At 34.8% G+C, this 19,308-nt stretch carries 16 protein-coding genes; 6 read left to right on the plus strand and 10 right to left on the minus strand.

Annotation, left to right across the window (positions count from 1 at the left end):
- Positions 1 to 96: 96 nt before the first annotated feature.
- Positions 97 to 894, plus strand: a complete 798-nt coding sequence (locus SB028_RS10225; protein ID WP_069369070.1) for a hypothetical protein — start codon at positions 97 to 99, stop codon at positions 892 to 894.
- Positions 895 to 1,145: 251 nt separating this feature from the next.
- Positions 1,146 to 2,720, plus strand: coding sequence for an ATP-binding cassette domain-containing protein (locus tag SB028_RS10230; protein WP_069369069.1), 1,575 nt, complete (start codon positions 1,146 to 1,148; stop codon positions 2,718 to 2,720).
- 48 nt (positions 2,721 to 2,768) lie between these two features.
- Here the strand turns inward: SB028_RS10230 and cutC are convergent, their stop codons facing one another.
- Positions 2,769 to 3,521, minus strand: a complete 753-nt coding sequence (gene cutC, locus SB028_RS10235) for a copper homeostasis protein CutC (protein WP_069369068.1) — start codon at positions 3,519 to 3,521, stop codon at positions 2,769 to 2,771.
- A gap of 154 nt (positions 3,522 to 3,675) precedes the next feature.
- A complete protein-coding gene (locus SB028_RS10240) occupies positions 3,676 to 4,230 on the minus strand; it encodes a VOC family protein (RefSeq protein ID WP_069369067.1) in 555 nt (184 codons plus the stop codon).
- A 172-nt stretch (positions 4,231 to 4,402) separates the two neighbouring features.
- Here SB028_RS10240 and argS point away from each other — a divergent pair, with 172 nt between their 5' ends.
- Positions 4,403 to 6,133 carry an arginine--tRNA ligase gene (gene argS / locus SB028_RS10245; protein ID WP_069369066.1) on the plus strand — a complete coding sequence of 577 codons (1,731 nt, stop codon included), beginning with the start codon at positions 4,403 to 4,405 and terminating at the stop codon, positions 6,131 to 6,133.
- A gap of 148 nt (positions 6,134 to 6,281) precedes the next feature.
- Here the strand turns inward: argS and SB028_RS10250 are convergent, their stop codons facing one another.
- The 3 genes from SB028_RS10250 to SB028_RS10260 all read right to left on the minus strand — a co-directional run bounded on the left by SB028_RS10250 (position 6,282) and on the right by SB028_RS10260 (position 9,851).
- Positions 6,282 to 6,554 carry a hypothetical protein gene (locus tag SB028_RS10250; RefSeq protein ID WP_069369065.1) on the minus strand — a complete coding sequence of 91 codons (273 nt, stop codon included), beginning with the start codon at positions 6,552 to 6,554 and terminating at the stop codon, positions 6,282 to 6,284.
- A 1,022-nt stretch (positions 6,555 to 7,576) separates the two neighbouring features.
- Positions 7,577 to 9,112 carry a murein biosynthesis integral membrane protein MurJ gene (gene murJ / locus SB028_RS10255; RefSeq protein ID WP_069369064.1) on the minus strand — a complete coding sequence of 512 codons (1,536 nt, stop codon included), beginning with the start codon at positions 9,110 to 9,112 and terminating at the stop codon, positions 7,577 to 7,579.
- 142 nt (positions 9,113 to 9,254) lie between these two features.
- Positions 9,255 to 9,851: a TetR/AcrR family transcriptional regulator gene (locus SB028_RS10260; protein ID WP_069369063.1), complete on the minus strand. Its 597-nt coding sequence runs from the start codon at positions 9,849 to 9,851 to the stop codon at positions 9,255 to 9,257.
- A gap of 103 nt (positions 9,852 to 9,954) precedes the next feature.
- On the opposite strand from SB028_RS10260, the gene SB028_RS10265 reads away from it, so the two are divergent.
- Positions 9,955 to 10,626 (plus strand): GNAT family N-acetyltransferase, encoded by a 672-nt coding sequence (locus SB028_RS10265; protein ID WP_069369062.1) that lies wholly within the window; start codon positions 9,955 to 9,957, stop codon positions 10,624 to 10,626.
- 86 nt (positions 10,627 to 10,712) lie between these two features.
- Here SB028_RS10265 and rimJ read toward each other — a convergent pair whose 3' ends face one another.
- The gene (rimJ, locus tag SB028_RS10270; protein WP_069369061.1) at positions 10,713 to 11,294 is read right to left on the minus strand and encodes a ribosomal protein S5-alanine N-acetyltransferase; all 582 of its coding nucleotides are present in this window, start codon (positions 11,292 to 11,294) and stop codon (positions 10,713 to 10,715) included.
- Between the two features lie 197 nt (positions 11,295 to 11,491).
- Here rimJ and mdtH point away from each other — a divergent pair, with 197 nt between their 5' ends.
- Both mdtH and SB028_RS10280 read left to right on the plus strand, forming a co-directional pair.
- A complete protein-coding gene (gene mdtH / locus SB028_RS10275; protein WP_069369060.1) occupies positions 11,492 to 12,694 on the plus strand; it encodes a multidrug efflux MFS transporter MdtH in 1,203 nt (400 codons plus the stop codon).
- A gap of 42 nt (positions 12,695 to 12,736) precedes the next feature.
- On the plus strand, positions 12,737 to 13,291 hold the full coding sequence (locus tag SB028_RS10280) for a lipoprotein (RefSeq protein WP_069369059.1): 555 nt from the start codon (positions 12,737 to 12,739) through the stop codon (positions 13,289 to 13,291).
- A 109-nt stretch (positions 13,292 to 13,400) separates the two neighbouring features.
- On the opposite strand, the gene SB028_RS10285 is transcribed toward SB028_RS10280, so the two are convergent.
- The 4 genes from SB028_RS10285 to ghrA form a co-directional block, all read right to left on the minus strand.
- The gene (locus tag SB028_RS10285) at positions 13,401 to 13,979 is read right to left on the minus strand and encodes a molecular chaperone (protein ID WP_069369058.1); all 579 of its coding nucleotides are present in this window, start codon (positions 13,977 to 13,979) and stop codon (positions 13,401 to 13,403) included.
- A gap of 257 nt (positions 13,980 to 14,236) precedes the next feature.
- The gene (locus SB028_RS10290; RefSeq protein WP_069369057.1) at positions 14,237 to 14,845 is read right to left on the minus strand and encodes a 2OG-Fe(II) oxygenase; all 609 of its coding nucleotides are present in this window, start codon (positions 14,843 to 14,845) and stop codon (positions 14,237 to 14,239) included.
- A 248-nt stretch (positions 14,846 to 15,093) separates the two neighbouring features.
- Positions 15,094 to 17,958, minus strand: coding sequence for a hypothetical protein (locus SB028_RS10295; protein WP_069369056.1), 2,865 nt, complete (start codon positions 17,956 to 17,958; stop codon positions 15,094 to 15,096).
- A gap of 198 nt (positions 17,959 to 18,156) precedes the next feature.
- Positions 18,157 to 19,098, minus strand: a complete 942-nt coding sequence (gene ghrA, locus SB028_RS10300) for a glyoxylate/hydroxypyruvate reductase GhrA (protein ID WP_069369055.1) — start codon at positions 19,096 to 19,098, stop codon at positions 18,157 to 18,159.
- Between the last annotated feature and the right edge of the window lie 210 nt (positions 19,099 to 19,308).

Raw genomic sequence — 19,308 nt, forward strand, 5'->3', positions numbered from 1 at the left:
TATTTAATATCCCTTTCTTTCATAATATTCATCTTGTTTTTTATTAAAAATACCTTATACGTCCTCTTATTTGCAGATGAACGATTAAAGAAATCTATGGCAAAGGCATCAAAGAGCAAAGTTGCTACTCAAAAAGAAATAACACGAAAAAAACAACACGCGCTTTTACAAAAAAATAAGCGTCAGCAATATGATGATCCTATTTTCTCGTCCTTTGTCGAAACCACATCAGCAAAACACCTTCCATTAACGCCATTACAACGAGGAGTACACCTCTTTTTTTCATTATTTGACTATGCCACACAACTTTTATATATCGCTTTTATTATTACTGTTTGGTGGTTTCCTGAACATTTCTCAGTTCAAACCATTTATAATCTAACGGTTTTATTTTTATTTGAGTTTATTCTTGTACATTCCGGCGTTTTTATGGCTGCATTTGCTCGAACGAAACTTGTTTTTGCTCTTATTCCCTTTTATGGAATATTTGCGCTTATTATCAATAGCATGATTATGGGGGATGAAAACCTGATTATTTGGCTCTATGCTGTGATTGTTGCCAATCGAATTATCAATGGTTACCAAATAAAAACTAAAGAAGAGATGGGGAAAAACTTATTCTATTCTGCACTCTTAGTGTTAAATTTTATGCTATGCCTTTTTTCTGTCATGATATTTAAGTTCTTAGTCCCTTATGGTGGGTTAACGCCACAATATTTAAATGAAATTAACTATCTTTATTTAATTCCACAGCACAGCGACTATTTTAATGTTCCACATGTTGGTATGGCTTACGGCACATTATTCTATGGTATTCCTTTGGTTTTTATTACGATAAATAGTGTAATCCCTATTTATCAGCGTGTAATACAAAAACTAAAACAACCAAAATAAATACAGAACAATCATTCTAAAATAGAACACTTGTTGTTCATCTTTATTCATGTTTAAATACGTGCGTTACCACACTGATTATTTCTCTTTTTAAGAAGGCACTTCCCTACGATGAATTAAATTCTGCCAGAAAATTTCTCATATACCTTTTGGGGTATTCATTTTCTGTTACTGGCAGACAATAATTTATTTCGTCGCATCTAGAAAAGATCTCGGCTGTCTGCCACCTATTTCACTTAGGAGGTATTACTATGACAATAGCCTGTCACTTTTCACAACTGACTATTGAATTTAATCAAGGAACGCTTTTTCCGCCATTAACTCGCTCACTGACTTGCCAGCAAAATGCATTAATCGGCGCCAATGGTAAAGGGAAATCCGTACTATTAAGATTATTAGCGCAAAAAATATTACCGACTTCAGGTCAAGTTAATTGGAATATGCCTTTTGTTCATGTTGATCAATTAACACGACTACAAGGCGATACACTTGCTCAAGCATTAGGTATTCATAAAATTAACCAAGCATTCCAACGTGTTGATGCGGGTATTGCTACATTAGAAGATATTGAGTTACTCGATGGTAAATGGCAACTTCCGGCCATGTGGCAGAATATATTAGATTCAGCACAACTTCCTGTCGCATTAGATACCCCTATTGCCAATCTAAGCGGTGGAGAACAAACACGTTTAGCACTTTGTCGCGCTTTTTTATGCGAGAATAGTTTTTTACTGCTAGATGAGCCAGATAACCATCTTGATTATCAAGGGCAGCAGTGGTTAATAAAACAATTAGCTCAGCATAAAGCGGGCTCTCTTATGATAAGTCACAATCGAAACTTACTCTCGTATGTGGATACCATTTTTGAATTAAGTGAGAAAGGTTTATCTGAATATGGTGGAAATTATACGTTATATGAGACTCAAAAAAGTGCAGAAATAGCATCATTGGAAGCCGCAAGTGAGCGACTAAATAGCCAAATCAAAAATGAGAAACGCCAGCAACAAGCAACATTACAAAAAGCAGCACAACGGAAACGACAAGGCGAATCACTTAGGCAAAGTGGCTCTCAAAGCTTACTTTTATTAGATATGCAAACCAATCGAGCGGAACAACGACAATCAGCAGTTGCTAAGCGACATCAGCGCGTAATCGATGAGATGCAATCACAAAAACAAAGCGTTGATGAGGAAAAAACACATATTCATCAGCAAAAAATGGTCTTGGACTACCAAAGCGATGGTCATCGTTTAAATGTATTTGTTAATAATCTTCAGCTTCCGTATGGCTTTCAGCACCCTATTTCATTTTCAGCCTACGGCAATGAGCATTGGCATATAAAAGGTAAAAATGGGTGCGGAAAATCCACACTATTAAAATGTTTGATCGAACACGTTGCACCACTTTCTGGTGAATTTCGTCTCAATAAAAACTATTGTTATCTTGATCAACATCTTGCTTTACTTGATAAAACGTTACCGGTTGCACAAGCACTCCATCAATATCAACCGGCGATTTCTGTCGAACAATGGCGAACACGTCTTGGAATGTTGAGAATTAGAGGTGATAAATCGTTACTACCACTTGAAAAACTCAGTGGCGGTGAGCAATTAAAAGCAACGTTATTAGCGTTAACACATAGCCCCAAACCCCCTGCTGTATTATTACTTGATGAGCCAGATAATCACCTTGATATCGAATCCAAACAACTATTGGAAAATCTACTTATTGAATACCAAGGCACATTGTTACTGGTTTCGCATGATGAAGCTTTTGTTAAACGTTGTGGTATTACTCATACGCTGTTATTAGACAAGACTATATAAAAAACTGCGCCACAAAAGGCGCAGTTCTAGGCTATTGTAGCCGTGCAATCAAGATGCTAATGGCGCATGAATACTCATAATATCTTTCATCGCTTCAACAGTATCTTCATCCACGCAGTAATGTGTAAATTCATCCACCTCACTGTCAGAGCTCATCGTTACACCCGCTTTACGATAAATCATGGTTGAAGGTGCCTGTTTTCCTGCTGAACTGTGTATTTCTTTTAATCCTACATCGAGGAATTTTTGGATATTACTGAGCCTTACACCCGCTCCAGCCATAATTATAGGGCCTTGTGTTTTTTCATTTAACGTTCGTAATAATGGCAAACCTAGTTCTGCATTTGCCTGCTGTCCTGACGTTAAAATACGAGAAACACCGAGTTGAGTCAGTTGTTCCAGCGCTAATAATGGATTAATGCACATATCAAAAGCACGATGGAACGTAATGGCTAATGGACCTGCAAGCTCCATTAAAATTTCCATTTTAGGCAAATCAATATGCCCTTCTTCATTTAAAAGACCAACAACGGCACCTGAAAATCCCATATCGCGGATCAAACTAATATCATTTTTCATTGCTGAAAAATCAGCTTGTGTATAACAAAAATCACCACCACGGGGGCGAACGATAGGATGAACGGGAATACGAACCAGATCTCTGACTTGTCGTAGCATTCCAAAGCTTGGTGTAATACCACCTTCTGCCGGACTCGTGCACAGCTCTATTCTATCTGCGCCTGCTCGTTCTGCTACCAACGCACATTCAGCGCCAAAACAACAAATCTCCAATGTAGCCATATCATCCCTCTCCATCCTTAATAAAGAAAGTAATCAGAAAATAAATATCATTTCTCAGCGATTGCTAACAATAGTTGTCGAATCTCGTTACTCATTCAATTCTGTTATCAGAATTTTGTGCTGACACAAGCAAACTATTTTCTTAAAGTGTCGTTCAACACTCACTTTCAACGATTTCAAGTAACGAATAAGGATGATACTTTACGGTCACTTTTCCATTAGAAATAGCCACCGTTGGATTAGGTAAACGCTCTTTCTCACCTTTAGGTTCGCTAATTTTTAAGCTAACACCCTCAGGTAACGTTTGAGGTAAAAAAGACATGACTTTATTCACTAGATCCGTAGGTTCAACAGTGATCACTTGTTCAATATGCTCCCAACCTTGGTATTCATATTTTTTGTTCGTAGGAAAAGGCAATTCAACCATTGAAACAGGTTGGTTTAAAATAATTAATGGCGTTTCTAAGTGAAATAGATATATTGGGCGCCCATTAATGACATTATCAGAAATACACTTTCCACATTGGCTTAATCCTGTTCGCCACTGCTCCGCTAACACTAAATCGTGACAACGTAACGATACATGATCAGTCAAATAGGCGGATAAATCTATACCCAAACTCTCAGCAAATAGCGTCATATTTTCTTCAAACAAAGAAAGCTCGTGAGTTAAATCATTTAATTGAGAAACTGAAGAAAATAACACCATTTTGAATAACCTTAATGAAAAAACAGAGAAAAAACCTTAAAGATAAGCCCGAGATGGTAGCATGTTCTAGCCGGAATATGTTATAAATTCAAGGTTAATCCTAATTCTTTATAAGAAACCTGTCAGACTTTTGTCGTCAGGTTTTATTTTCTCAATAATTTAAGGTAACCCGGTGAATATTCAGGCTTTTCTTTCAGAAAAAATCAGTGTGGCAATGTGTGCTGCTGGTGCACCCGCTGATAGCGAACCTCTTGTCCGTCAGTCAGCCAAAGTACAATTTGGTGACTATCAGGCAAATGGTGTCATGGGAGCTGCAAAAAAAATGGGGATCCCACCCCGACAACTCGCAGAAAAGATCCTAGAAAAGCTCGATATTACGGATATTGCAGATAAAGTTGAAATCGCAGGTCCAGGTTTTATCAATATCTTTTTATCTCCACAATGGGTTGCAAAGCAAGCTGAATACGCATTAGCAGATGAACATCTAAACGTAACACCCGTTGAACCTCAGACTATTGTTATCGACTATTCATCTCCAAACGTTGCAAAACAGATGCACGTTGGTCACTTACGTTCGACCATTATTGGCGATGCAAGTGCACGTACTTTATCTTTCTTAGGTCATCATGTTGTTCGTGCTAATCACCTTGGTGATTGGGGTACACAATTTGGTATGCTAATTGCGTATTTAGAGAAAAAGCAGAATGAAAACGCCGCTGATATGGCGTTATCTGATCTCGAAGCGTTCTATCGTGAAGCGAAAAAACACTATGATGAAGATGAAGTATTTGCAGAGCGTGCCCGTAATTACGTTGTAAAATTACAAAGTGGTGATGAATACTGCCGTACAATGTGGCGTAAATTAGTTGATATCACTATGCAACAAAACCAAGTGACTTATCAACGCCTTAACGTGACATTAACCGAAGATGACATTATGGGTGAAAGTCTTTATAACCCCATGTTGGCAGGTATTGTTGCCGATTTGAAAGCAAAAGGTCTTGCCGTAGAAAGTGAAGGTGCAACCGTTGTTTTCCTTGATGAATATAAAAACAAGGAAGGCGAACCTATGGGGGTTATCGTTCAGAAAAAAGACGGTGGTTACCTATATACAACAACTGATATTGCTTGTGCAAAATACCGTCACGAAACATTACATGCTGATCGTGTACTTTATTATATCGACTCTCGTCAGCACCAGCATTTAATGCAAGCTTGGACAATTGTGCGTAAAGCTGGCTACATCCCCGACTCAATGTCACTTGAACACCATATGTTCGGTATGATGTTAGGTAAAGATGGTCGCCCATTTAAAACGCGTTCTGGTGGCACTATACGTTTAACCGACTTACTCGATGAAGCTGAAGAAAGAGCTCGTGTATTAATTGCTGAAAAAAATCCAGATATGGATAAAGAGGAATTAAATAACGTTGCTCGTGTTGTGGGTATTGGTGCTGTTAAATACGCTGATTTATCTAAAAACCGCACAACAGACTATATCTTTGATTGGGATCTAATGCTGAGTTTCGAAGGTAATACGGCACCTTATATGCAATATGCCTATACTCGTGTTGCTTCAATTTTCAAACGTGCAGAAATTGATGAAAATGCGTTAACACAACCTATCTCACTAACACAATCTCATGAAAGACAACTTGCATTACGTTTAGTCCAATTTGATGAGACTATTATGCAAGTTTCTCGTGAAGGAACACCTCACGTTATGTGTGCTTATCTTTACGATCTAGCACAAACCTTCTCTGGCTTTTATGAAAACTGCCCTATCTTATCTGCTGAAGATGAAAACACACGTCAAAGCCGTTTAAAACTGGCTCGTTTAACCGCGAGAACCTTAAAACAAGGTTTAGATACCTTAGGTATCGAAACAGTCGATAGAATGTAATTTATCTCTGTTTTTAAATAGAGTGATAAAAAAACCGATGGTAATTTATTTAGCCATCGGTTTTTTATTAAGCATTAATTCTTAATTCAATATTGCTAAAAAACACTTCAAACAATGACTCAATCAAATTTCCAATGCTACTTAATCATTAATCTTCGTTAGCAGTTATAACATCCTGACACAACAATCCTCTAATATCTTTCACGTCAATCCAACCATCGACACTGTCTATTGGCTTACTAGGGCTGTATAAACGGTCATTGTCGTCTTTCGCTGTGAAAGCTAGATCCTCATTAGTTTTGTCAAATACACCGACACAGTTAACTGGAGTGAGTTTTGAGGTATTAATTTTTCCGTCAGCAGTACAACCTGCAAGAAATAACGTAGCTAATGATACAGAAATGATAATTGCTTTTTTCATAGTAGCTCCTTGAGCACTCTTATTGTTATTTTTACCAAAAATCACAAAGTGAACATTTAGTATGTCTTTAAACTAGAAATATCTAATGATTCATAACTCCTTCAAGTATAACGAATCAATAGAAAAATATTTGAGTTATTGAGCTATTAACGAAAAAATAAGAAATATTGAGAAGGAATAGAAAAGGAGGGAAAAACAGAAAACAATGGCGGACAAATGAAAGCAATAATTAGTGTACCATACTGAATTTTCAGTAATCTAATTATCTATTAATAATAGATTTAGCATTAATTTCATTATTCACACGACTTATTGTTTACTGCTTATCCCCAGCAATCGTGTTACCTATTTGAAGCGCAGACAAAATAGATATGATCACTTTCAGTAGTACTGAACGATAACAAGCAAATAACTTTACAGTCACGGTTAATCTACCTGAATAAAGAAATAATAATATGTCTTAAATCAAAAAAATTAAATGTTTTAAAATATACTGCAATATTTTGAAATATTTGTAATATCTCATCATTAAGTAAGAAATATTTAACAGATGTGTCAATTTTTAAACCTATACGACATAAGAGAGTTTATCTAAAAAAAGATAATTCGTCAAACCGTAAGTACCTAGAATATAGTGTCTATTTTTTTACTTTATGTAGAATCTCACTGCTAATAAACAAATTGTCTAAAGCTATTCGATATGATTAATGTTTAGATAAATTAATTAATTATGATTAAAAAATGCTTTTTAATGCCGAAAAACTGTATAAATCATTTAAAAATTGGGAAAAAAATTTAATAAAAAAAGTGAGAAAAAAGATTTTTGCTTTTTTCCCCACCCTTTTCTTTTTCTAAGCGTAGCCAAATTCGCGTAACTAAATGCTAGAAGTGTGATCAATGTTGCATTATAAATAGTCTAAAAATAGAGAAAGGTTCTAAATAAAGAGAGTTACATTGAGAAAAATATTGTTAATTTTTTCCCCCTCGCTTTTTATATAAAAGCGAGGGATCTGTGTTATCCGCTATAAAGCACGTAGTGAGAAATGACGAGGTCTAAATCCTAGGGCATACAGTGCAACAAAATAACTTCCTGCTCCAACGACTACAACTAATAACAAGCGTAAAATACGCATTAGCATACTGCCAATATCCCAACTAGGCATGATCCACAGCATTCCAGCTAATACCCCACCCATTACGGCAAGCGCAATAACAAGTTTTAATAAGAACATAGGCCAACCCGCTAAAGGCTGATAGATATCTTTCTTACGGATCTGCCAAAACAACATAGAGGCATTAAAACACGCCGCAATACCAATTGAGAGCGCTAGCCCCACATGTTTTAAGCTACCAATAAACGCAAGGTTCATTAATTGTGTGAGGATCAATGTAGCAATCGCAATTTTTACTGGTGTTTTAATGTCCTGACGAGAATAGAAACCTGGTGCTAAGATTTTTATGATAATCAATCCCATTAATCCAACACAGTAAGCGATTAGCGCTTGTTGCGTCATCAATGCATCATGAGCATTAAAATTACCATACTGGAACAACGACGCCGTTAAAGGTCCTGACAATACCGCTAAACCAATAGTACAAGGCAGTGCTAATAAGAAACACAGTCTCAATCCCCAATCCATTAATTTTCTATATTCTTCTGTATTGCCACTGGCAAAACTCTTAGACAATGAGGGAAGTAAGATTGTACCTAATGCAACACCTAATACCCCTGTCGGTAATTCCATCAAACGGTCGGCGTAATACATCCAAGAAACTGAACCAGAAACTAAGAAGGAAGCAAAAATCGTATTGATAATTAATGATATTTGGCTAACAGAAACCCCTAAAATAGCAGGTCCCATCAGTTTCATCACACGCCAAACACCGCTATTTCTAAATGAAATGCGGGGTAAAACAAGCATACCAATTTTTTTCAAATGCGGTAATTGATAGCCAAGCTGTAATATTCCGCCAGCAACCACCGCCCAAGCCAGTGCCATAATAGGAGGATTACAATAAGGTGCGACGACTAAAGCGAAAAAGATCATGCTAACATTGAGTAATGTCGGTGCAAAAGCGGGTACTGAAAAACGATTCCACGTATTTAAAATAGAGCCTGTCAATGAAGCTAATGAAATAAGAAAAATATAAGGAAAGGTGATCCTTAATAGATCGGTCGTTAATTGAAATTTATCAGGAGAACTACTAAAGCCGGGTGCCGTAACATAAATCACCCAAGGCGCAGCAATAATACCAATCACAGTGACTACGGCTAAAATAAGCGTCAGCATACCCGAAACATAAGCAATAAAAGTACGCGTTGCTTCCTCACCTTGCTGATTTTTATATTCGGCTAAGATCGGGACAAATGCTTGAGAAAAAGCCCCTTCTGCAAAAATACGACGTAATAAGTTTGGCAATTTAAACGCAACAAAAAAGGCATCTGTTGCCATACCGGCGCCAAAAATACGCGCAATAATCGCATCACGAATAAATCCTAGTACCCGTGAAAATAAGGTCATAGAACTCACCGCAGCAAGTGATTTAAGTAAATTCATAAGTCATTCTAATTTTTGTTGAATGGAATAAAAAGAAAGGGACTATACTCCGTCTCTAACATCGAAAAATCAATCCTCATTAGCTAAGAATATGCGAATTCGGCTTACCTTAGACTAATTAATGTGATTAAAAAATAGCTATTTATGGCTTTATGAGCATTTTTCTCAACATGATTTCCAACATAACGTGATCCTCATTGCCATTAAACTCAGGATCAATAATATTTCTTCCCATGGAACCATCTGCGATGACTAACAGCCATGTTGCAATTTTCTCGGGCTCTAGTGTTGGGTCTATTTGTCCTTTTTTAATACCGTTTTTCAGCATCGCAATCAAACGCTGTTTGTTTTTTCTTTCATTTTCAATAAAAATCTGGTGAATGCTCGCATTACGCGATGCTTCAGCAAAAATTTCAATACTAATACGCGCATATTCGGGGTGATTATAGAGCGCTATAATTTCCTTCATTAAATCGATGATTGCTTGAATACACCCTTCTTCGTTTTCATAGCGACAAAAGATACTGTCAAACAGTTGTGTATCTTCTAATGCAATTGCCTCAATAATCGAATTCTTATTCGGAAAGTAATGAAATACATTCCCAGGACTCATACCCGCCTCATGACAGATTTCTGCTGTTGATGTGGAGTGAAAGCCTTTTACAGCAAAGCAACGTATTGCAGCATCAATAATGTGCTTCATTTTCGCTTTTTGTTTTTCAGTAACCGTCTTGTTCATAACATTAAAAATCTCTGGACAAAATAAATTAGACTGATTAGTCTATAAAAAATAGACCAAGCAGTCTAAAAAGTTAACCCTATTATTGCAGAGTAACAATATCATGCAATTACTTAATGAACACTATCAGCTTCGTGTTGCAGAACCTTCAGATATTCCTGAGATTATTCAATTATTTGCACAAGCATTTTATTGTAAATTGAACGCTTTTAATATTGATAGCACTAATCCTAATCAACATCGGCAATTAGAAGCAGTTTGGAATTCATTAGCATGTAAAAAAAATAGCCAACAATTTGTTGTTACTGATAATGGCAAGATAATTGCGACATTTTGTTTAGTGATAAAAGAAAACAGCTTTATTTCAAATCCTTTTAGTAAAACACCTTTTTGGAATTATTGGCGCTTTGGTATCACTCATTATATTAAGCAAAAGATCTTCTTTTCTTTATTTGATTATATGCCAAATGAAAATGAGGCTTATTTGGCACATATTGCTGTTTTATCATCATATCAAGGACATGGCATTGCCTACGCTATACTTGAGTGGTTAACCCAATATAGTAAAGATGTTCTGAAAAAAGCGTATTTATCGCTTTATGTCGATATTCATCATGAAGGTGCGCTTTATTTGTATCAAAAGAATGGATTTTATATTGAAAAAGAAGAATCATCACGCTTAACACAGTCTATTTTCCATATTCAACATTGGTACTATATGTTGAAAAAAACGGGTTTCATGCCTACTAGTTCTCGCAAACCTAGATCTCGCTAACATTGTTAAAAAGTAGCTAAAAGCACTGACATAAAGGCATTTTTAATATAATTATAAACAGTGCTTTTCTTCCCTCGTATTCAATATTAACGTTTTAAATAAGTGCGCGTTGTTAATGCAGTCAATATGTGATCTCGCCACTCTTGATTAATTTGCAGATAGTTTTTGGCATACCCTTCACGTTCAAAACCATGTTTAGCTAATAGATTCCCACTGCGTAAATTGTGAGGCATATAATTCGCCATAATACGATGCATTCCTTGCTGTCGTTGCATATAACGAAGTGTTTCCGTTAACGCTTCTGACATATAGCCCTGACCTTGCCATTTTTCACCGACGGAATACCCTAGAAAACAGGCATTAAAAGCGCCACGCATAACATTGCTGTAATTAGCAACACCAATAATTTCCTCTTCTTTTTGTGTTAATAGCAAAAAATGAAAAGCACTTTCTTGCCTGTGTAACTCGTTCATATATTGTAAACGGTGCTCCCAGCCAGAGGGTAAATAATGTGTTTTATCTCTTACGGGTTCCCAAGGAATTAAAAAACGACGATTTACCGTATAATAATCCGCCAGTTTTTCAGCATCTCGCTCGTATGCTAAACGAATAACCATTCTTTGTGTTTCAAAACGAATTTTAGGAATTCCGCTACGATAACCAAACATTACGATCTCATTATCCTTTGATATAAATAAGTCTAATTCTGAAGCAACTCTTCTTATTCTGCCACTAACCTTAATAAAAAAATATCATCTTTAATTCACTAGGAATTATGCACATTTAGAGACAGAATAGTCGAAGAAATAAATTATTTCATTCCCCCCTTATTTTATTTAAATTATTTGCTTATTGATGGTGAGTAATGGCGCTGGTAACACAAGCCCGCACTTTGGGTAAATATTTCCTCCTAATTGACAATATGTTAGTTGTCTTAGGTTTTTTCGTCGTTTTTCCACTTATTTCTATTCGTTTCGTCGAACAATTGGGTTGGGCTGGTGTTATTGTCGGCTTTGCATTAGGCCTTAGACAATTAGTACAACAAGGTCTCGGCATTTTTGGCGGTGCGATTGCAGACCGTTTTGGCGCTAAACCCATGATAATAACAGGCATGTTATTACGAGCTTTAGGTTTTGCTTTAATGGCAATAGCAGATCAACCGTGGATACTTTGGTTATCTTGCATTTTATCTGCATTAGGAGGGACTTTATTTGATCCGCCTCGTACAGCGTTAGTTATCAAATTAACCCGTCCTTATGAACGTGGTCGTTTTTACTCTTTATTATTAATGCAAGATAGCGCGGGTGCCGTTATTGGTGCACTCATCGGTAGCTGGTTATTACAGTATGATTTTCATTTAGTTTGCTGGGTTGGTGCGGGTGTTTTTGTTATCGCAGCCTTATTTAATGCTTGGTTATTACCTGCTTACCGTATATCTACAACTCGAACGCCAATCAAAGAAGGGTTAAAACGAGTATTTCTTGATAAACGCTTTGTCAGCTATGTCTTAACGCTGACAGGTTATTTTGTGTTATCCGTTCAAGTCATGTTGATGTTTCCTATCATTGTCAATGATATTGCGGGTACACCGACAGCAGTAAAATGGATGTATGCCATTGAAGCACTGCTTTCTTTAACATTGCTTTATCCTATTGCTCGCTGGAGTGAGAAACGTTTCAAATTAGAACAGCGGTTAATGACTGGCTTATTTTTAATGAGTATCAGCATGTTCCCTGTTGGTATGATCCATTCATTACAAAGTATCTTCTTGGTTATAGGTCTATTTTACCTTGGCACTATTACTGCTGAGCCTGCACGCGAAACATTAAGTGCATCACTTGCCGATCCTAGAGCTCGTGGTAGTTATATGGGCTTTAGCCGCTTAGGCTTAGCATTTGGGGGGGCTATTGGATACACCGGTGGTGGATGGATGTATGATTTAGGTAATCAATTTGATATGCCAGAATTACCTTGGTTCTTGTTAGGAACCGTAGGTTTTATAACGCTTTATGCATTACATCGCCAATTTAATCGTAAAAAAATAGAAACAGCCATGCTTACGCCCTAAAGATCGGGTAAACTTTTAGTTATCAATGATCAAGGAGTGTTTATGAAAGCAATCTTTCTAACAACTATATTAATATTGGCAAGCTTAGTCACAGGGTGTGATCAGCTAAAACAATTAGATGTGAGTGAAAACCTTATTAATGACTATATCAGTCAAAAAATAAATCTCCAGAAACATATTGGTGAAGATGACGTTGTATCCGCTGATATTAAATTAAGCAATCTTTCCATTCAAATTGGGCGTACTGAGCCAGGTAAAATTAATCTTTCTGGTACAACCGATCTGATAATTAATTCATTCTTTGGCAAAACAAGTGCTAAAGTTGAGCTTACGTTATCAGGTCAACCTTATTATCAAGCTGATAAAGGGGCGATATACATAAAATCAATGACTATTGATAGCTACAAAGTCTCTCCAGAAAAAATGGATGCCGTCGTTGTGGCACTAAAACCCTATTTAGATACGACAATCACGACTTACTTTGATAATCATCCTGTTTATGTTCTTAATCCAGAAAAAAACAGTGCTGAAGCAGCCGCATTTAAACTGGCTAAAGGAATTGAAGTTAAGCCGGGTAAATTTGTGATCCAACTCTAATAGTTACTCGAGTTGATTAAAATTATTTATCGTCATTAATGAGAAAGGCAAACCTAATGGTTTGCCTTTTTTATGAATAATAAAAGACTTTTACAAAGAAATAGTTATATTACTCTGCTTCTGTATCTTCTGCTTTATCACTCTCTTCATCTGAAAGCTCTTCACGTAATGCTGATAATGCGCCACGAGTAATACCTGCTAATGTGCGATAAAAGCCACTTGTTGCGTGAGATTCAACCTTACCTAAAAATGTTCCAGCCCAAGGTAGCAGATATTCATCAAATAATTGTATTTGTGCTAATACTTCATCTTCCGCTGCGTTATCTTCAAGCCATGAAGCTGCAAGTAATAAAGAACCAAAACTGTCTGTTGGATTATCAGTAACAGGCATCCCCCTTGAAACTAAGAATTGACGAATATCGCCTTCTTTGATCGCTTCATAAGCATGGGCATAAACAGACACCGCGGGCGCTTCCCCACCAAAAAGAGATTGGTAGTCAGCATCAACAATAGCCAAATCATTGACACTATTTTTTAATGTATTAAATAGCGCATCTTGCTCTAATGGCCATAGCTGGCTAAGTTTCCCATCACCAATCATTTTAATAATGGGTGATAAAATAGGATCCTTGGGCTCACGCTGAAATAATGTACCTAAAAGTCGGCAAACGATTGAAAATTCATTCATTGTATTTTTATCCTAGAAAGTTTCGCGTTATTGTGCTTTTAATAGTAAGAAAATCAACTTTTTTCGTCATTTCTCTTTTATTGTTAATATTCATCTTACTCTCTTCAACCTCTCAACACAGAAAAAGCGCGCTCTTATTATTAAGTCTTTTACTTAATATAAGAAACGCGCCTAATCCCATGCTATTTATCTTCTAAATCAGTTTTATAATAAAGTAATAAAAACGATTTTATGACAACAGCACTTTATTGTATTTGTTAACTAGCGATATCAAGAAAATTATCTCTTACACCATTCACACGAAACCACCCTGCAATACTTATTCTCTCTTTATAAGTAGGAAGCACTTCGTGAGGAAATTGTTCTGAAAGAAAAACGACCAAACGTCCACCTTTAGGAGCGACTGTTGCAAGTTGATTATCTTCTAAATCATAAATAATTAACTCACCACCATCTTCTTTTTTCCAATCCTCATTAAGATACAAGACTGTCGTTAAGCGTCGAGTCACATTTTCTTTAAATGCATCCAGATGTTTTTTATAAAAAGCGCCTTTTTCATAACAAGCAAAATGTGCTTCATACTCAAAAAGACCTAAATAAAACTCTCGATTAACGGCACGCTGAATAGACTCCATTTGCATTAAGTAATGCTGAACGGGTGCCCCCATTTCTGGTTCTAACCAACGTATTTTATCACTTCGAATTGTTGTTTCTGCAAGTCGATTCTCATGACGACCAATACGCGCTTGTTGTGCATTGCCATCAAAACAAGCGCGTAATTGTTGAACAGCCTCTAGTGTGAGGAAATCATCCCAGACACACCATCCTTTCTCTGCGATTTGCTCAAGAAGCTCTGCTATATTCATTAAGTATATTGTCTTATTAACATGGGAAATAACTTTATATCACCAAATTAAGTAAATTTGCAATTTAATAAACTAATCTTCTCGACAACTCAATTTTATTAGAGGTAAGCACTGATAATTGAAACAATAACAACATAAAACAAAATTTTATATCACTGATACTTATTAATATATTCTGACAAATCACCTTATATAGAAGAAACTAATTGATAACATTAAAAAATAGTTAAACTAAACAAATGATTAATTTAGAAATAGTAATTTGTATTAATTTTGCTCAGTGTTTTATCACCATTTTCTTCTTGTTCATAATCAAATTTAATTTCACCTTTTACTTGATGATGTGAAATCGATTTTTTACTTTCCAAACTTAAGAGTACAAGAGGTAATGACTTCCCTTTATAAGCTAATTCACTCACAGACATGACATCTATAGAATTAATAATATACTTAATTTTAATTAAATCTTTCTTAGATGAATCATATAAATTATCTAACCGAACCTTGATGTCTTTTAACGTAAGCTTATCTTTTTCTTTCACTTCATCTAAAAGCGTTTTAATTCCTTTTTCAATCTCATCATAAATTTTTTCACTTTTTTCTTCTAATTGATATTTAGAAATAAAATAAGGTTTGAATTTTTCATTCATACTATCTTTTTCTTGTGAAGCTAATGTCTCCTTTTTCTCTTTTAAATCTGCTAAAAATTGTTTAACTTTAGCATTTCTACTTTTTGAATATATTGGCTTATCTTTTAATTTATTACTCTGTTTTTTATCGGCAGATAAAGACAAATAGATATCATCAAGTTTCCCAATACGACTAGAAGTATTATATTCTTTAGGGTATTTATCAAGTAACTTATTTAGCTTAAGTATTCTTTTATATATTCCTTTTAAATCTTTCCTTTTTTCTTCAAATTCTGTCTTATTCTTATAATACTCACTATCATAAATAGGTACCTTAAATAAAGAATTGATCTTTTTTTGTAGCATCATCTCAAAACTATTAACCGCAGCTAAGGGATACCATTGAACATGACTTGTAGGGCTTGTTGTAGAACTTGCTGTTGAAGGTGTTACCCTTAAATCTCGATAACCAGTTAAATTTAAAATTAAAAAATCAAGATTGAGTTTTCTTTTAGCTTCTTTAGGTTCTTCTTCTCCATAAGAAATAATTTTATTTATATTTAAACCTAGTTTCATCAAATTTAATGCTATATTACCACCTATAGCATTTCTTGGAACAGCAACGTATCTATCGTTATTGGTATTAGTTTCAATATTTAAACTAATTTCACTTCTTAATTCAGCCACTAATGAAAGTTCTATACTTTTATTATTTTCAAGTTTCGATTTATTAATAATTTCAGATTTATAAAGAGATAGGTTTCCATTAATAAAATTAGCCACTTCGTTTAATTCAATTGAAAATGAAAAGTTCGATTTTTTTTCATAGTTTAGATTAAGGAGTACACTTGCCATGACAGGAGTAATAAATCCATAATTAATAGCGTTCTCATTCCATTGCTTGTTATAACTTGTTATTCCTGCTGATAGGCCTCCAGAGACATTGGCATTTACTTTATTAACAAATGAAAATGTGACTTGATCCTTTTCATTTTTTGATAATGTAAGCGATTTATTTTTAGCATAATTAGCTAATAAAAAAGCATTTACCCCAATATTATCTGATAAACTAAATGCATTGATACCAAAAAATGCACGAATGCTATTTTCATTATTAACCGTAATACTTTCATTCTTTTTTAATTCTTTAACTAAAGAATAAATAATTTCCCCTTGCTTTATACCATTATTAATTCCTTTAATAACTCTATTTATTATTTCATAACTTTTATCCATATTTTCCTTTTCCCGATGTAAAGCTATATATTTATTTTCACTCGGTGAAATCGATGAATTGGTTAATCCTTTAATACTAGAGAATAATCCTCTAAATCCAGGATCAATACTTTTAGCGATATTTTTTGTCATTTCCTTATATTTTTTTAAGGCATATTCCTGTTTTGCCTTATCAATATGGATCCTTGCATTATCAATATATGATGAAATAAAAGGAATATGTCGACTACTAAAGTTACCTATTGTCTGAGTCGAGAATGGTTGTCCTGAATGGTAGTTCTTATAATTATTTTCACCTATCATAGAATAAAAAGATAAAGGAGGCTCTTGTTTTAAACGAGTCACTTCATATTGATAATCCTTAATGGAAAAAATATTTAAAGGATCAAGATAATATATTTTTATTCTATTACCTTTATCAACAACAAGTTGAATCTGATTGAGTACAGGTTTAATTGCTAATATTTTATCCGTTTCTTTTAATGGAAGTTTAATTTTATATTTTCCTAAACTTTCACTATCCACTTTATTATCGGGTTCATCTGCTTCACTTTTTATAGTCTCAGGTAACCCCATTGCAAGAAGTTGATTATCTTTGACTTCTATTGTAATATTCAATCCTTTTCTATTCACTTTTAAAATATTATTCTCTGTTTTCTCCACAATATTGTTGATACTTGACAAATCATGTCTTACACTATCTGCGACTATATATTTTTCATATTCTATGATAAAATTACCACTATTTTCATTTAATGAATGACCATTTAAATCATAATTTTTTTCTATTTTTTTGAATTTTATTTTATAAAGCTCAGTGTTATTTTCATTATCCCCCCCCGATTTATCTCTTTTATTTCCAATTAAATTTCCTTGAGAATCAACGTAGAGTTCTTTAAATTTAATATCATCACCCGTTTGTGACTCTATATTAAACACATTATATTTAAATCCATTTTTTATATGTTTTTGATATAAACCAGTAAATAAATCATGTGTTTTCCCTTTAATTAACATTAATGAGCCATCATCTGATAAAGTGATCCCCATATTGTTAAGAAGTGGCATATTAGTTGAGCCTAAATACACATAATTATTGGCATTATTTAAACTAAACTCACTTTCTTTTTTTTTCACATTATATTTTGTAGTACTATTTTTTATGCCGATTATATTGTTATTCTCTTTATTATTATTAAATATACCTATAGGACGAAGCACACAATTAATTAAACTTACTCCCTTCATTATCTCACCCCCATTTTCAAAAGAATGGGATAATAATCAAGAAGATAAAGACTAAGAGATATCTATTATAGTCAGATTTTTATTAAAATATGCAAATAATAAGAAAAATGATATTTTATGAAAGTTAAAACAAAAAAATAAGCGATAAATTAAAATTTATCGCTTATTATATAAAATGAGAATGGCGTTTAGATATATTTAATACCCGCTCTTCATATCTACCACTCCAAAAGGTGCTTCACCTTTTTCAATTCGCTGGATATTTTCAACAATCGTATCCATTGCAATAGTAGGAATGGTAAACGCAGCAATATGTGGGGTAATAGAAACACGAGGATGTGTCCAAAATGGGTGCATTCCCGCTAAAGGTTCTTGAGCAAAAACATCCAAGGTCGCATCAGCTATATGCCCTTGATCAATTGCCTCTAATAAGTCCTGATCGACTAAATGTGCGCCGCGCGCCAAATTAATTAAATAAGAAGAAGGTTTAAGTTGCTCAAAGAGTGAGAAATTCAAAATACCATGCGTTTCTGGTGTATAAGGTAATAAGTTAATCAGTAAATTACACTCTTTGAGGAAATCGCTGAGTTGCTCTTTACCATAAAAACTTTCAACATTGTTAATTTGTTTTTCACTGCGACTCCAGCAACGAACTTTAAATCCAAGCTCGGCGAGTTTAGTCGCAACACTCCCACCTAAAGCACCGGCACCTAAAACACCAATCACAAAATTATCATAAGTATGCGCTGGAAGTTGTTTCCATAAACGTTGCGATTGTTGACGCTTATAATCATCCATTCGACGAAAATAATACATTACTTTAGCAATCGCATATTCTTGCATTTGAAGTCCCATTCCCGTGTCTTCCAAACGCATAACAGGGACACCGGTTGGTAATGTGCCGGGCTTTTGTTGTTCTTGCTTTAAAATAGCATCAACACCAGCCCCTAATGCAAAAATACCTTTAAGGTGATTACGACTTGCAAGCATTTCATAAGGAGGAAGCCAAACCATGGCGTAATCTGCAGGTTGATTATCGCCGGGTTCCCAAATGCGTATATTGGCATTTGGCAAACGCGCCTTCATACCATTGATCCATGTTTCTGCGTCAAAAAAAGGATGATAATAAATAATATTCATTTTGCCTTCCTCCAGCATTTTTATCATAGGGTGCGAGGGTTACGTTCTGATTTCAAGTCTCTTTAAATAAGTTGTTAATAAAAATGTTGAGAATGTTAACCAGTTAACGAAATTTTTTAATTCTCATTTCAATGCAACCATTCATTGCTATTGCTTTATTGCATAATTTGCCTAGCTTTTGTGCATATTGTTTTTTATTTGACTGCTTGA

This window comes from Proteus vulgaris, from assembly GCF_033708015.1.
GTDB lineage: Bacteria > Pseudomonadota > Gammaproteobacteria > Enterobacterales > Enterobacteriaceae > Proteus.